The organism is Gluconacetobacter asukensis, from assembly GCF_014174375.1.
Lineage (GTDB): Bacteria > Pseudomonadota > Alphaproteobacteria > Acetobacterales > Acetobacteraceae > Gluconacetobacter > Gluconacetobacter asukensis.
The window spans coordinates 1-15,049 of the sequence record NZ_JABEQE010000017.1 but is presented as its reverse complement, the minus strand read 5'-3'; the positions used below and the strand labels follow the sequence as shown (position 1 = coordinate 15,049).

The 15,049-nt window shown below is 55.4% G+C and carries 12 protein-coding genes; 11 read left to right on the top strand and 1 reads right to left on the bottom strand.

Annotated features, from left to right (window positions below):
- Positions 1–287 precede the first annotated feature (287 nt).
- From HLH35_RS20330 to HLH35_RS15870, 3 genes are all read left to right on the top strand, one after another.
- Positions 288–2,714, top strand: a complete 2,427-nt coding sequence (locus HLH35_RS20330) for a TonB-dependent receptor domain-containing protein (protein ID WP_182980078.1) — start codon at positions 288–290, stop codon at positions 2,712–2,714.
- A gap of 95 nt (positions 2,715–2,809) precedes the next feature.
- Positions 2,810–3,565 carry a class II aldolase/adducin family protein gene (locus HLH35_RS15875; RefSeq protein ID WP_182980077.1) on the top strand — a complete coding sequence of 252 codons (756 nt, stop codon included), beginning with the start codon at positions 2,810–2,812 and terminating at the stop codon, positions 3,563–3,565.
- A 102-nt stretch (positions 3,566–3,667) separates the two neighbouring features.
- On the top strand, positions 3,668–5,005 hold the full coding sequence (locus tag HLH35_RS15870) for a dihydroorotase (RefSeq protein WP_182980076.1): 1,338 nt from the start codon (positions 3,668–3,670) through the stop codon (positions 5,003–5,005).
- 29 nt (positions 5,006–5,034) lie between these two features.
- On the opposite strand, the gene HLH35_RS15865 is transcribed toward HLH35_RS15870, so the two are convergent.
- Positions 5,035–5,925 carry a LysR family transcriptional regulator gene (locus HLH35_RS15865; RefSeq protein WP_182980075.1) on the bottom strand — a complete coding sequence of 297 codons (891 nt, stop codon included), beginning with the start codon at positions 5,923–5,925 and terminating at the stop codon, positions 5,035–5,037.
- A gap of 386 nt (positions 5,926–6,311) precedes the next feature.
- Here HLH35_RS15865 and HLH35_RS15860 point away from each other — a divergent pair, with 386 nt between their 5' ends.
- The 8 genes from HLH35_RS15860 (at position 6,312) to HLH35_RS15825 (ending at position 14,740) form a co-directional block, all read left to right on the top strand.
- Positions 6,312–7,283, top strand: a complete 972-nt coding sequence (locus tag HLH35_RS15860; RefSeq protein ID WP_182980074.1) for a D-2-hydroxyacid dehydrogenase — start codon at positions 6,312–6,314, stop codon at positions 7,281–7,283.
- A 167-nt stretch (positions 7,284–7,450) separates the two neighbouring features.
- Positions 7,451–8,755, top strand: coding sequence for an LLM class flavin-dependent oxidoreductase (locus tag HLH35_RS15855; protein WP_338029372.1), 1,305 nt, complete (start codon positions 7,451–7,453; stop codon positions 8,753–8,755).
- A 93-nt stretch (positions 8,756–8,848) separates the two neighbouring features.
- A complete protein-coding gene (locus HLH35_RS15850; protein WP_182980073.1) occupies positions 8,849–10,063 on the top strand; it encodes an MFS transporter in 1,215 nt (404 codons plus the stop codon).
- 40 nt (positions 10,064–10,103) lie between these two features.
- The gene (locus HLH35_RS15845; RefSeq protein WP_182980072.1) at positions 10,104–10,718 is read left to right on the top strand and encodes an NIPSNAP family protein; all 615 of its coding nucleotides are present in this window, start codon (positions 10,104–10,106) and stop codon (positions 10,716–10,718) included.
- A 392-nt stretch (positions 10,719–11,110) separates the two neighbouring features.
- A complete protein-coding gene (locus tag HLH35_RS15840) occupies positions 11,111–12,049 on the top strand; it encodes a TauD/TfdA dioxygenase family protein (protein WP_182980071.1) in 939 nt (312 codons plus the stop codon).
- A gap of 35 nt (positions 12,050–12,084) precedes the next feature.
- Positions 12,085–13,125 (top strand): ABC transporter substrate-binding protein, encoded by a 1,041-nt coding sequence (locus HLH35_RS15835; protein ID WP_220790722.1) that lies wholly within the window; start codon positions 12,085–12,087, stop codon positions 13,123–13,125.
- Between the two features lie 80 nt (positions 13,126–13,205).
- Entirely contained in the window at positions 13,206–13,934 is a 729-nt protein-coding gene (locus tag HLH35_RS15830) for an ABC transporter ATP-binding protein (RefSeq protein ID WP_220790721.1), read from the top strand.
- Positions 13,934–14,740: an ABC transporter permease gene (locus HLH35_RS15825; protein WP_182980069.1), complete on the top strand. Its 807-nt coding sequence runs from the start codon at positions 13,934–13,936 to the stop codon at positions 14,738–14,740. Before HLH35_RS15830 ends, HLH35_RS15825 begins: the two co-directional genes overlap by 1 nt.
- Positions 14,741–15,049 lie beyond the last annotated feature (309 nt).

The window sequence follows — 15,049 nt, the reverse complement described above, 5'->3', positions numbered from 1 at the left end:
AGGGAAATCAAGGTCAAATATGCACTAAGACTGGATTTTTCCTTACGGATGGCATCCAAGGCGTCGGGGTCTATCACTCGTTAGTATAGTGTGGCCGATATAGTGATAGTTAATATAATTGCTCGCGCTGATCCGAGCATGCTTACATATCATCTCGGATTCGGAACATACATTCCGATTTTTCCCGGTATTCTAGGCGAAAATGATTGGTTGAAACAGAGAATCGATCGCCTGTTCGTCATGAGAACAGGCTGAGATTCATCTAATAAGTAAAGGGGCGCGGTGCCGTGTCGCATTTTTTGATTGTGCGGATGCTACTTCTCTCCACGACGGTGCTGGCGGTCGGCATGGCTGGTGGATCCGTTGCCGTCGCAGCGGATCCATCGCCTTCACCCACGGCGCAAATGAAGGCGAAAGGTGGAACCAAGGCGAAGGGAGGTGCGTCGGCGCATGGGGGTGCGGCGGCGTCCAAAAACCGGAAACCCGATCCAGTCGTGGAGGGGGAGGATCTGTCGGTGACGGGATCCACGCGCCGCAACAGTGGCGGCGGCCTGCTGTCCATGACCAAGGATGTCAAATCGTCGGTGGCGGCGTCGCGGGCCTACATCCTGACCCGCCCCGCGAGTGCCAATCCGGAGCAGCTGATGGCAATGCAGCCCGGGGCCGTGGTGGCCAGCCAGGACCCGTATGGCGTGGAGCCCGGTAACATCACGGTGCGGGGTCTGAATAACAACGAGATCATCTGGCTGTACGAAAACTCGCCTATCACCAATGATGGTACCTTCTTTCCGCAGGAAGTCGTGGACGGCCTGAACCTTGAGGAGGTCCGTCTGAGCCCCGGAGCGAGTAATTTCGACCTGCCGGGCTCGAACGGCGCGGCTGGGTCGATCCGCATGGCGCTGCACAACCCCGCCCACAAGATGGGTGGGTATGTGAATGTCACCTACGGGTCCTACAATACGAGGCAGGTGTTTGGCCGCTTCGAAACGGGCGACATCGGCAACACCGGTCTGCGTGGTTTCGTGTCGTATTCCAATTTTCTTGGCGACGACTGGCGCGGCCCCGGCCGTAACTGGCGTGAGCATATTGATACGAAGTGGATCAAGGACTGGCATAACGGCAGCCAGACCACATTGGCCGTCGAGTGGACGAAGCTGAACTTCCAACTCGAACGCCCACCCAGCATGGCATCCTGGGAACAGTTCGGAAAAAATTATAATTATACGTCAAAATTCACAAACGGCGACACGAACTATTATAAGCTGCACCAGAATGTCTATGAGGGCATGTTTGCCACGTTGAACCAGAAATTCGTTGTAACGGATAATCTGGTTATCGAGGCCGATCCCTATCTGTATTATGCTCGGGCGGCAAGCCCGGGTGGGTCAGTGCTGTCCACATCGTCTGCCTATTACGGAACGGAGAAGATCAGCGGCCTGTCGCTGATCACGGGGAATGGAACTACACCCAATTCCGCGACGCTTTATTCCAATGCGCCCGCACTGTTCATGCGTTCAGGTATCAATGCCAGCGTGGCATGGAGTCTGGGCAAGCATCATAAGCTGATCTTCGGTGACTGGTATGCCTATACCGAGCAGACATCGCGTGGGCAGTTTAACTACCTGACCGCGTCGGGTTCTCCCAAAAGCCTGTGGGGTGCGAGTTCCTCTGCTGTCTACTTGCCCGACGGCAGGCTCTATACGACGTCCGATGTCCTCAATCGTATCCAGACGAACCAGATCTTCCTGGGTGATCGGGCGTCCTACCTGAACCACCGTCTCGCGCTGGAGGCCGGTTTCAAATATATGTTCTACCGCGCTCAGGATTTCAACCGAATTCCGGGTATGACTTACAACGTCAATAACAATCAGACAGCGCCGATGCCGAGCCTGGGTGCGCGTTACGACTTCAACGACCAGCACGAGATCTTCCTCGATGCCGGCGTGAATTCCCGCGTGCCGGATCCAAGCCAGATTGCGGACTCTGTCAGTGCGACGACTGGCAAGATCACCGGACGCGCCTCGCGCGATCAGAAGATCGAGACATCAATCATCGAAGAGTTGGGCTATCGTTATACCGGCCGCCTGGTGAATGCACAGTTGACACTGTTCAACTATAACTTCACGAATCGCCAGGTTCAAACGGTGGTCAGCCAGAATAACGCCCTGGTCACCCAATATGTCAATGCCGGTGGGCAGACCAGCCGCGGTGCGGATGCGTCCGTCGGGACGACGCCGTTCCATCATTTCTCCCTGTTCGTATCAGGTGAATATCTGCATGCCACGATCGACAACAACATTCCAACGACAGGAACCGTTCTGCCAACCAAAGGGAAAACCGCAACAGGGTCGCCGACATGGACTGGTAATATCGGCGTGACGTACGACGATAGCCGTCTGTTCGGGAATATCCAGATGCATTACGTTTCCAGCCAATTCTCGACCTTCATGAACGATGAGAGACTGCCGGGCTACAAGACGGTCGATATGTCTCTCGGCTATCGTTTCCACGATATGGGCCGCGTGAAGGCACCCAAGCTTCAGCTGAATTTTGTGAATTTGACGAATAATCATTATCTGGCTGGTATTTACAGCACCCAATTCAATGCCAAGACCACCCAGGGTTTAAATGGTACCTCGGTCGCTGGGGGCACACCGCTCTATATTGTGGGCTCTGGTTTTGCTGCTATGTTCTCGGTCTCGGCAGAGATGTGACGGCAGATGCTCGGATGGCCGAATCCGCTGCCGTCGGACATGCCGCATATCGCGTCCGCGCGTAAAGAGTGCTTTGAAAGCTGGAGGATTCTTTCATGACTTGGAACAATTTGCCGACAGATCAGACCAATCTGACAACGCGTCAGGAGCTGGCGGCGATTTTCCGCATCCTTGCACATTTCCGGATGACCGACCTGATTCATACGCATGCATCAGCACGGTTAAAGGATCGCGAAGACCTGCTGCTGATCAACCGCTATAATCTGCTGTTCGACGAGGTCACCGCGTCGAGCCTGATTGAAATCGATGAAAGCGGCGTGCCCACCAGCCAATATGCCGATGCCGAGATCAATGACGCGGGATGCAATATCCACAGTGCGATCCATGAGGCTCTTCCGCATGTCGGCTTTGTTATCCACACGCACACGAAGGCGGGGGCTGCCGTTTCGGCCCAACGGCATGGCCTGTTGCCGATCAGCCAGCAGGCCATGATGTTTCATGGAGCGATCGGCTATCATGAGTTCGAGGGCTTTGTGCTGTCGAAAGAGGAACGTGTCAGCCTCGTGCGGGACGTTGCCGACAATAAAGCAGTGATCCTGCGCAATCACGGACTGATCGTGGTCGGCGAAAATGCTGCGGAGGCCATGAACCGTGTCTATAACTTGGAACGCGCATGCGAGATCCAGATCGCGGCGCTGGCAGGAAATCCGGAACTGGTGGTGCCGCCAGAGGCCATTCAGGCGCGACTGGGTACCCAGGCGGTGTCACCCAAGCAGATTCACATCGAAAAAATGGCATGGAATGCCTGTCTGCGTCTGATCAAAAACGAGGGGTCCGACTATCGTTCCTAATTAGCGCATCGATCATGCGTGGTAGACAATACCGGAAAGGGTCACGAACGACGGTGGAATAGGGAAAAATCGCCTATTGTACTGTAGATGTTTGGAAGCGCGATGGAATATTTTGATCTCATCCTGCGGAACGGGACGGTTGTCTTCGACCACGGCCGTCAGCAGGCTGATATTGGTTGTCGTGGCGGCAGGATCGTGACGATTGGCGACCTCGGTGCGGCGGATGCCGGGCAGAGTATCGATTGTTCGCATCTGATGATTCTTCCGGGATTGATCGACCCGCACGTACATCTCCGCGATCCCGGAGACCCCGCCGTGGAAAATTTTTACGATGGCACGCGGGGGGCTGTCCTTGGGGGCATAACGACCTTGTTCGATATGCCCAATACGACGGAACCTGTTATCGATCGAGCGCGACTCGATGGTAAGCTGGCGGCGATGTCAGGCAAGATCTGGTGTGATGTCGGCCTTTATATCGGTGCCACGAAGTATAATTTTCTGGAGCTGGAAACTCTGGAGAGGCAGGAAAACGTCTGCGCCATTAAATTGTTTCTCGGTTCGGCGCAAGGTGAGCTGCTCGTCGATGATGACGAGAATGTCGAACGAATCATGCGCCATGGGCGTCGGCGGATCTGCTTTCATTCGGAGGATGAAGACCGGCTGCGCGAGAGGCGTGCGCTCTTCTCCGATGGGCAGCCATACCGTCTGCATGCGGAATGGCATGATGTTGAATGTGCACTCCTTGGCACAAGGCGCCTCGCGGCACTATCGCGCAGAACCGGGCGGCCGATCCATATCCTGCATGTCTCGACGGAGGAGGAACTGCACTATCTGCGCGGCTATCGGGATCTGGTGACGACCGAGCTTCTGGTCAATCATCTGACGCATGTAGCGCCGGATATCTACGATACTCATGGTGGCTTCGCGATCATGAATCCGCCTATTCGCGATCGCCGTCATTATGATGCTGCATGGCGTGCGGTGCGCGACGGTCTTGTTGACTGTATCGGGTCGGATCACGCACCGCATAGTCGTCAGGCCAAGGAGCGTCCGTGGCCTCGGACTGCGGCGGGGCTGACAGGTGTGCAGACCCTGGTGCCCGTCATGTTGAATCATGTGTCTGCCGGACGGCTCGGACTCGAGCGAATGGTGCAGCTGATGGCTTCAGGACCGGCGCGGGTGTATGGTCTGCGTCACAAAGGACAGATCGCGGTCGGAAATGATGCCGATTTTACGATCGTCGACGTGCAGCGGCGGCAGACCATCACGGCAGACTGGATTGCGTCTCCGTGCGGGTGGACGCCATTCGACGGTCACGAATGTACCGGATGGCCTGTCATGACAATCATTCGCGGTCATGCCGTCATGCGAGATGGCGCGACGCAGGACATGCCTCAGGGAATGCCGGCGCAGTTCATGACGCATCCGGCGTTAGTCTGAGGCTGCAGGTTTTCCACGGCAGGGCCGGATTACACGGCCTGCTCTTGCAGATGAATCCGGACTTCATTCAGAAATGTGTGGGCCAGCCTGGTCAGTGATCGATTTTCGGCCCACACGACCGACGCCGCAACGGGAATGCGTGGCGTGAACGGGCGGCTGACCAGTGAAAACCGGCCCGCGGATGATGCCGTCAGCGGGTCCACCACCGCCACACCGACGCCGGCATCCGCCAGCACGCAGGCCGTCAGGCCATAGCGCACTTCTACCGCGAAGTTCAGATCGACGCCGGCTTCGTCAAATGCATGCCGTAACGCGACGCCCAGTTTCGTGCCATGTTCCAGCGCGATAAATCGATGTTTCAGAAGATCATGTGGCGTAACCGTTGTATTATTCGTTAACGGATGATCGGGCTGCATGACGCAGATCATCTCGCCTTCGAACATGATTTCGGATCGAATGCCGGGATGCTCCGCGAAACCCATGATGAAGCCGAGCTCCGCCTGGTTGGTTTCGATGATTTCGATGATTTCCTCGTAACGTCGTACGTCGAAAAACGTGCGAACGCGAGGGCGACGGATCTGGATCTCGCGAATGGATTTTGTAATAACGCCGTATCCCAGAGGCGGGGTCGCGACGACCCGTAATTGCCCCGCCCGATTATCGCGCAGATCCTTGATCCGGCTTTCAAGCCTTTTGTGGATCTCGAAAATGGATTCCGCGTCGGCCAGAAGGATCTTGGTCTCGGCGGTGGGATAGATACGGTTGTTCACGCGTTGGAAGAGGGCAAAGCCAACCTGCTCTTCCATTGTTTTCAGGGCGTTACTTACGGCCGGCTGCGAAAGCCCCAGGGCCTGACCAGCTGCGACTGTCGTATTATACCGTACGATCGCACGAAGGATCTCAAGCTGGCGCAGGTTCATCTATAATCACCATGAATTGAAGACGACATTTTATCATATGGAAATCAATAGATGAAGCTCAATTTCCGCTATCTGTCGGTTCGAAATATCGTATGTTTTGAAAGTCGAATGCGGCCTCTTTTCCTCTCCCAGCCGGCTTTCCGGGCTGCCGGACCCGCAGGATGACAGGCAAATGGAGAGGGTGACAGAGCGACCTGGCCAAAGCACTCGGATGCTGCCGGGGCCCGGTCAGAGAGCGGTTTTTTGGCTTTCGTGGTACGGCGGTTGTGAGGGATGGGAAACACGGATGGGTGCTGGGCCGGCGCCAGGACACGGACCGGGCGTGGATCATCGGGCATGCGTCATTGCCGCCGGTAGAAACGGATACATAAAACGGAATATCGAACATGACGTCACTGTGGCGGAACACGAGACCGCGGATTATTTCGGCGCATCCGATTTATGACATACGTGCCGCCTTGGCGGCGCAAGGTCACGATGTGATCCACGCGCATGCGTTCTCAATGGAAGAGTTGCTGCCCTATCTTCCGGACGTGGATGTGCTGTGTATTTCGATGATGTGGCAGAATTGCGTGCTGGAACGGGCACCGCACCTCAAATTCGTGCAGTCTATCAGCGCTGGCGTGGACCATTTCCCACAATCTCAGTTGCGGGAGCGGGGTATCCCCCTGTGCAGCGCCGGCGGCACGAACGCGGCCGCGGTATCAGAGCATGTTCTGGCGTGCATCTTGAACATCTCGCGCAGGCTCTTCGAAGCCCGTGACGACCAGAAGGCCCGGCGGTGGAATCCCCCTGGCTACCATACGGTGAATCGTCCGCAGGAAGTGTCCGGAAAGCACGTCATCGTTATTGGGTATGGCCAGATTGGCCAGAAGATTGCCTATTTGTGCCGTCTCCTGGGCATGACCGTGACCGCCGTGAAACGGCAGGTGGCGCGTCAGGATGACGCCGATATTGAAATCATCACTCCCGACCAGGTGCCGGAGAACCTGCCGCGCGCGGATTTCGTGGTCTTGAGCTGCCCGTTGACTGAGCAGACACAAGGGCTTGTCGGACGCGATTTTCTTGCGGCGATGAATGAGAAGGCCTGGCTGATCAATGTCGCACGAGGCAAGGTCGTCCAGGAAGACGCGATGATCGATGCCCTTCGATCGGGTCAAATCGGAGGGGCGGCCCTCGATACGTTCGAGGTCGAGCCATTGCCGGAAACGTCCTCGCTTTGGGGTCTGCCGAACGTATTGATGACGCCCCATGACGCCGGAGACAGCCAGTTCTACGCAGGAAATGTCGGTCGCCTGCTATTGGATAATATCGCGCGTCTCGAAGGTGGGAAAGAACTGAAAAACCGCATCGTCTGAGAAATCATCCTTGCCGTCGGCCCATCAGCTTCTATCTGCCGGGTAGATTGCCCAATCCTGGCGACAACATATAGTCTGCGATGACAGGGGCAGATCGAAGGTAGCGGCAGGGATCGATAATGCATGCGTAAAATATGATCGAACATTGAACAGCATGGTGGGCTATCGTGAGCACAAGAAAAATGAAACTCGGCCTGTTCTTCGAGCCGTCCGGCCGTCATATCGGGGCCTGGCGGCATCCCGACGCGGCGCACGCCGGCGCGACAAGCAGCGAGAACTTCATTCGCATCGCGCGTAAGGCGGAAGCGAGTCTCTTCGATTTTCTCTTTATCGCTGATACAAACAATGTCTGGGAAGATCTCGAGTATTACAGCCGTGTCGATCGGACGGGCGTGATCGATCCGCTTGTTATTCTGACCCTGTTGTCGCAGCATACATCTAGGATCGGGTTGATCGCGACGGCCTCGACAACCTATACGCAGCCGTTCCATCTGGCACGGAGCTTCGCCTCGCTGGACTATGTGAGCGGAGGACGCGCCGGTTGGAATGTAGTGACATCGATGTTCGAGGGGGAGGCGAAGAATTTTTCCGGCGGAGCACATCCGGTTCATGCAGACAGATATCGACGGGCCGAGGAGTTTGTCGATGTCGTCCGCGGTCTGTGGCGCAGTTTTGAGGTCGATGCATTCCTGTGCGACAAGGAAAGCGGGCTTTATATCGACGTCGAGAAAATGCATGTTCTCAATCACGTCGGGGAGTTTTTCTCCGTTCGTGGCCCGTTGAATGTTCCGCGCTCCGCGCAGAGCGAACCCATCATCGTGCAGGCAGGGTCGTCGGAGCCAGGAAAGAATCTGTCGGCGCGAACGGCGGAAGTCGTCTTTACCGCGACGCAGAAAATGGAGAACGCGATCGAATTTTATAGCGATCTGAAATCCAGATTGCCGAAATTCGGCCGTGCGGAAGACAGCCTGCTGGTCATGCCGGGAATCTCTCCCATCATGGGCGCGACAGAAAGCGAAGCGCGCGAGAAATACGAGCAGCTTCATGAATTGCTGCATCCCGCAGTCGGCATTTCTCTGCTATCCACGTTGCTGGGTGGATTCGATCTTTCATCATATCCGCTTGATGGACCGTTGCCTGATATTCCTGAAACGGAAGGCGGAAAAGGGCGGCAGAGCGTGATCGTGCAACAGGCGCGGCGTGAAAATCTGACGATCAGGGAACTCTATCAGAAGACTGTTTGCGGACGCGGACACTGGCAGCCGGTGGGAACATACACGCAGGTCGCCGATATGATGGAGGAATGGTTTGTCAATCATGCCGCGGATGGCTTCAACATCATGCCGCCCGCGCCACCCGACCTTCCCGATTTCTGTGATCATCTGATTCCGGAGCTTCAGCGTCGGGGTTTGTTCCGTACGGCTTATGAAGGAACGAATCTTAGAGAAAATCTCGGTCTTTCCGTATTTTGACATAGAATTCCACCGGGAGGGATGTGGCGCCATGATTCAGGATGAGCTCCTACAGAAGAAGCTTGTGATAAGGCTGGTTCCTCTTCTTACGTTGTGTTTTTTTTTGCGTATGTTGATCGGGTCAATATAAGCTTCGCGGCCATGGATATGCGCCGGGATCTTCAGATCTCGGCGTCGATATATGGATTGGGCGCAGGTATTTTCTTTCTTGGGTATTTTCTTTTTGAAATACCGGGGAATTATCTTCTGACCCGGATTGGCGCCCGCTTATGGCTTTCGGTGTGCATGATCGCCTGGGGCGTGATCTCGGCCAGTATGTCGTGCGTTACCAATGGTACGGAATTGCTTTGCGGCCGCTTCGTGCTGGGCGTGGCAGAAGCAGGTTTTTACCCTGGCATCCTGTTCTTTCTGATGCAGGCTTTTCCCCGGCACTGGCATGGTCGGGTCATTAGCTATCTTATTGTTGTCATCCCGGTGTCCAGCGCGCTGTCCGCTTTCATGTCCGGTCTGATATTTCATCTGCATGGGGTACTTGGTCTGCATGGATGGCAATGGCTATTCGTGTTGGAAGGCTTGCCGTCGATTCTGCTGGGTTTCGTGTTGTACGGCTATCTGCCCAACAGGATAGAAGAGGCATCCTGGCTGACGCAGGCCGAGCGTGAATATCTTGCCTTGCGACACCAAGAGAGCGGATTGCGCTCTTCCAGCAAGTCGTTTCGCGTTTTTGCGTCTGTCGCCGCCGATGGAACGGTCTGGAGGCTGGCCGCGATCTTCTTCTGCATATCGTTCGTGAACGGCACGATTCATTTCTGGCTTCCCCAGATCGTCTCCTCTGTCGGTTATGGCCGGCAGACCGTCATGCGCCTGGTCACAGTGCCCTATATTCTGGGTGCCTTGGCGCTAATTGTCTGCGCGGCGCGTTCGGACAGGACCGGAAACCCACGCACCGCGCTGTTTGTTGCGATGATTGCATCCTGTATGGGTCTGTTCATGACCGCCTGGGGCGGCAATGTCATGTGGCAGGGCCTGTTCATGACAATCGCGATTGCCTGTCTGTTTATCGTTCTCGGGCTGCTCTGGGTCATTCCTGGAGATCGTTTGCGCGGAACCAAGGTTGCCGGGGGCGTTGCCCTGATTAACTCTGTGGGCAACCTGGGAAATTTTTTCGGACCGACTATTTTTTCCTTTACTCTTGAAAAGTCAGGTCATTATCAGATTGGTCTGCTGATGGACGCAATAATTGTCTTTCTCGCAGCCGTCATGTTCATGGCCGTGACGGCCGTGGCAACGCAACGGGGTGATGTTTGAAGCGTCAGTCGTGGTATCGTTGCCGCGGAAGGGGACATGCATGTTCTATGAAACCATCACCATTTCCGCGGTTCCGGCGGCGTTCCGCGCTATGCAGGAAGCCCTGATCGATCTGTTTCTTGATCCAGCACGGGCCGATAGACTTCTGGGATGTTGGCGATGCGAGATTGGGCGTCTGAATCGGGTCGTTATCCTCAGGGGCTTTTCAAGCCTGTCCGACCTGTTTGAGGACCGGTATGCTCTTCAGTCGGATGAACGTTGCAGGGTGCCGGAATGCGGGATCGAATCCATGCTGTTTGAAGCATGGAGGCCTCTTGCCGATCTGCCGCCGATTCTTCCCGGTGCATTCGGTCCAATCTATGAGATTCGGACATATGTCGTGCGTCCCGGATGTCTGGACAATGCATTGATGCGCTTCAGGAATGCCCTTCCGGAGCGACTGAAGTGTTCGGCACTGACCGTCTGCATGTCCGCGCTCGATGGGGTGCCCCGCTTCAGGCACATATGGCCCTATGCCAGCCTGGATGCTCGGGCCGAAATCCGGGCCGAAGCCGTCAAGGCTGGCATATGGCCACCGAAAGACTCGGCCGGGTTCTTCGGTGATGAAATGGAGAATTGTGTGATGCTTCCGTTGCCGTTTTCGCCACTTTCATAGGTGTATGGGCCTTCAGTGTCGATCGATCGGCCCAAGCGCAGAACGTGCCTGTGACGGATTCTATTATCATATTCGATATACTATATCATTTCGTAATAAAAACATGCTGACTGTGTAGGGATGTACCGAATAAGTCATTAATATTCAGTCAGTTAATTCGATATCTCAGCTTCATGCGCCTGTGTCATGCCTCCTTTGCGTTGCGAAAAACTCATGTATAATACGTAGAGGGTAGGAAGTTTAAAGCCTCTATCATGGCTGCAGATTTGAAATTACATATCCATTTGAAACGGGATTTCTCAGAACGTTTCTTCTTGGTAATTTAAGACGCATTTGGAACTGAATGTATTTTACAAAAAAACGCGTGCTTTTACGTATGAGGATGTCAAGATATGCCTGATACAAACAATGAATTCCGTGTGGAGCGGGTGACTGGCAATATCGGCGCGATCATTCGCGGGGTGAATGCGGCGGCGCCTATCAGTGATGGACTCGCCGCGAAGCTTCGAGAGGCATTATGGGAATATAAAGTCATTTTCCTGCGCGATCAGCACGATATGACGGATGAGTCCCAGGTTATCTTTGCCTCGCGTATGGGTAAGGTTATTGCAGCCGCGCACCCGACCCATGGCGGCAAGGAAGGTCATCCAATGATTTCCGCATTGGATTCGGAAGACAAGATTACCAAGACAAATCGATGGCACACGGATACCACCTTTGTGGATACGATCCCGGCCGGTGCGGTATTGAGGGCCATAACATTGCCGCCTTATGGTGGCGATACCATGTGGGCCAATACCGAAAAGGCTTATATGGATATGCCCGAGCATCTCAAGGCTTTCCTTGAAAAGGCCTGGGCCGTGCATAGCAACCGATGGGGTTATGCGCACGCTCGTACCATCGACGGTGATCTGCCGCCGACCAGTGAGGAATCGCCTTTCGGTGGCACGGGATTTTCGGGCAATCCCTTCGAGGCAATTCATCCCCTGGTCCGTATTCACCCCCATACAAAGCGCCCGACGATCATAGCGGGTAATCATCTGCGCCATATACTTGGGCTTGGTGCTGCGGCATCATTCGAAATGCTTTCTATCATACAACAATATATTACGGTCGCGGAAAACACTGTTCGCTGGCGCTGGGCGCCCGGTGACATCGCGGTGTGGGATAATGAGGCGACGCAGCACCTGGCTGTCGCCGATTATCACCACCGTCGGGTCATGCATCGTATTTCTCTGGTTGGTGAGCCGCCGGTCAGCATGGATGGCCGGACAGGATATCAACGGATTGGTCATTTCATGCCGATCGTTCCATCGCCAGTGAGTCTATAGGGAGTTCTTCCCTGTTCATACCGACAGGAGAGCGCATGGAAGATCTTGCGATGCAGAGGCGCGTATTTCTGAAGATCGCCGGAATCGGAACTGCATCTCTGACGTGTGGTGCCGGTATGGCCGATGCTGCGACACCGGTTTCCACGAGGATGACCAGCGTCGTGGAACAGTTCGACTGGATCGCGAATAGTCGGATATTGGGGGAAGTGGTTGCACAGAATCTCGGATATTATGAGGATGAAGGGATTCGATTCAGTATCGCCTTGGGTGGTCCTCACAATACCGGCGTTGCCAGCGTCGCTTCGGGCTATGCCACGCTGGGCCTTCTCTCGTCGAGTCCCACGCTTATGGCGGCGCGCGCGGGCGATATCCCCCTTAAATGCATCGCGGCGGGCTTTCAGCGTCATCCGCTGACATTTTATTCTCTGCCTGACAATCCGATTCGCAGCCCGCAGGATATGAGGGGCAAGCGCATCGGCATTGCCCGGCCTGGCTTCAATCTGGTGCGGGCCGTGATGAGAAAAAATGGCATCCCCGAAGATGAGGTACAGATCGTTGCCCTGGGAGGAGATATCGCTCCGCTTTTCAACGGTCAGGTTGATGCCATCAGCGCCTGGGCGACCGATGCGACCAAACTCAAGCCTCTGGGACCGGATCGAGTCGCCCTTTCCCTATGGGATTCTGGCGTGCAGCTTTATGCCAATCCGTATTACACGACAGATACCATGTTGCGGGAAAGACCCGAGGTGATCGCGGCATTCATGCGGGGAACGGCCCGGGGGTGGGCATATGCCAGGGGTAATCCGGAACAAGCCGTTGATATCCTAGTAAGATCCTATCCAATGCTAGATCGGAATGGTGAGTTGTTTGCGCTCCGTGTGGCCCTGTCGTTCGTGTTCGATGAACAAACGAAAATGGAAGGCTGGGGGACCATGAAGAAGGATACGTGGGCGGATCAAATTCGCTTGTTTGCTTCCATCGGACAATTTTCGGGTCAGGACGTACCGACCGTCGACGATGTTATGACGTTATCCATACTGAATGCCACAGCAGATCAGCGGCCCAAAATCGGATGACACATCCTCTCGCATCCTTACGATCTGATGGAACGGCCGTCCGCGGGCCCGCTGTCAGGCTGGAGCATGTTTCGGCCAGAATGTCCGATGATATGTCACGTCCCAACATATTGGAGGAAGTCTCGCTTTCCCTGCCTGCTTCCAGCTTTACGACGATCATCGGACCATCGGGATCTGGAAAGTCCACACTGTTACGCATGATCGCGGGTTTGCTTCAACCACAGGCCGGAACGGTCGGTATTCTTGGGGGGACGCCGGCCGAGGCCAGGCGGAATCGGCAGATTGGCTTCGTTTTCCAGGATCCGACATTGCTGCCATGGCGATCGGTGCTTGAGAATGTACGCCTTCCGCTCGAAATCCGCACGTCGTCTCCCAGTAAGACCGCCCATTACAGCCCGGTAGAACTCCTCGAACTCGTGGGCTTGCAGGGCAGGCAGAACGCCATGCCTCACGAACTTTCGGGCGGCATGCGACAGCGGGTGGCCATTGCCCGGGCACTGGTCTGCAAGCCTGATATCATTCTCATGGATGAGCCGTTCGGTGCGCTTGATGAAATCACGCGCGACAAGCTGAACGGTGAAGTGTTGCGGATCTGGCAGGAAACCGGCGCAACGATCATCTTCGTGACCCACAGCATCAGCGAGGCTGTCCGGCTCGGGGAGAGGGTCCTGGTCCTGCGGGCGAACCCCGGACGAATCGAGCGGATTGTCGATATCGATCTTCCCCGGCGCGCAACAGCCGACGATTGTGAAAGCCAGACATTCATGACGTATGTATCGATGCTCCGCCGGCTTCTGGAGACATGCTGATGTTGCAGATGGCGATCGAACGCGCATCCGTGGCCCGTCTGCGGCAGAGAGTGAAACAGGGTGTGTATTTTCTGTTTCCCCCTGTCATGACAGCGATCTGCCTTCTCGCCCTGTGGCAGGGCGCGATTCTCTTCTTTCATATTCCAGCTTATATTGCGCCGGATCCATCGGTCATTGCGGGGCAGCTGATATCCCAACAACATCTGATTCTGGCCAATCTGTGGCCAACCTGCGTCGAAGCCCTGTCCGGCTTTTTACTGGGCAACGGGCTTGCTGTCTGCGTGGCGGTCTGGCTTACGCATCATCCGCTGGCGGAGCGTTGCGTGTATCCACTTGCCGTCGTTGTCCACACTATTCCGGTCCTCGCCGTCGCGCCCATTCTGGTCTTGATCCTCGGGACTGGGTACACACCCAGAATCGCCATTGTTGCCCTGGTCTGTTTCTTTCCCATGCTGGTGAATACGGTGCGGGGTCTCAAGTCGGTCAGTCCACAAACAATAGAACTCATGAAAATATTATACGCCCGCGATATGGAGACGCTGGTGAAGGTCCGGGTTCCATCCTCCTTGCCCTTCATATTCTCCGCTCTTAAAGTCACCGCCCCAGCCAGTGTGATCGGAGCGGTTATTGGTGAATGGATCGGCGCGTCCTATGGATTGGGTTCCATGATCCTCGAAGCGACCTATAATTTTCGTTCACCTCTTCTTTATGCTGCGGTCTTTGCCTGTTCAGTCCTCGCTCTTGTTCTGTTTGTTGTCGTGGCCGCCATCGAACGGCTTCTCACACGCTGGGCTCCCCTCAACTAGGGCGCGTCAGATTCTTGAATGCCATTGAGAAGTGACCCGGATTCGGGGGATGTGAGCGGGGTTTTCGTGGCCCGTCAAACGGGTTCTAGCTTCCTTTGGATTTCGATCTGTATTGCGGAGCTGTTCCCGAAGCGGAAGCTGTCGTTTCCTGCTTCCTGGATGTGACAGTGACCTTGCCCCCAACGTGCCTCAGTTCTGAGAGTATCCGTTGTGATCAAGCGGCTTTTGGAGCCCATGTTCGATCATCGCGCAGGAGTGCGTTGGCGAGGATGACGAGCTTGCGCATGACGGCGGTGATGGCGACTTTGG

Excerpts from the sequence above, each read along its gene's own strand:
- HLH35_RS15830 (WP_220790721.1), top strand. The coding sequence starts at position 13,206 with ATGTCCGATGATATGTCACGTCCCAACATATTGGAGGAAGTCTCGCTT.
- HLH35_RS15845 (WP_182980072.1), top strand. The coding sequence starts at position 10,104 with ATGTTCTATGAAACCATCACCATTTCCGCGGTTCCGGCGGCGTTCCGC.
- HLH35_RS15875 (WP_182980077.1), top strand. The coding sequence starts at position 2,810 with ATGACTTGGAACAATTTGCCGACAGATCAGACCAATCTGACAACGCGT.
- HLH35_RS15860 (WP_182980074.1), top strand. The coding sequence starts at position 6,312 with ATGACGTCACTGTGGCGGAACACGAGACCGCGGATTATTTCGGCGCAT.
- HLH35_RS15825 (WP_182980069.1), top strand. The coding sequence starts at position 13,934 with ATGTTGCAGATGGCGATCGAACGCGCATCCGTGGCCCGTCTGCGGCAG.
- HLH35_RS15835 (WP_220790722.1), top strand. The coding sequence starts at position 12,085 with ATGGAAGATCTTGCGATGCAGAGGCGCGTATTTCTGAAGATCGCCGGA.
- HLH35_RS15870 (WP_182980076.1), top strand. The coding sequence starts at position 3,668 with ATGGAATATTTTGATCTCATCCTGCGGAACGGGACGGTTGTCTTCGAC.
- HLH35_RS15865 (WP_182980075.1), bottom strand. The coding sequence starts at position 5,925 with ATGAACCTGCGCCAGCTTGAGATCCTTCGTGCGATCGTACGGTATAAT.
- HLH35_RS15840 (WP_182980071.1), top strand. The coding sequence starts at position 11,111 with ATGCCTGATACAAACAATGAATTCCGTGTGGAGCGGGTGACTGGCAAT.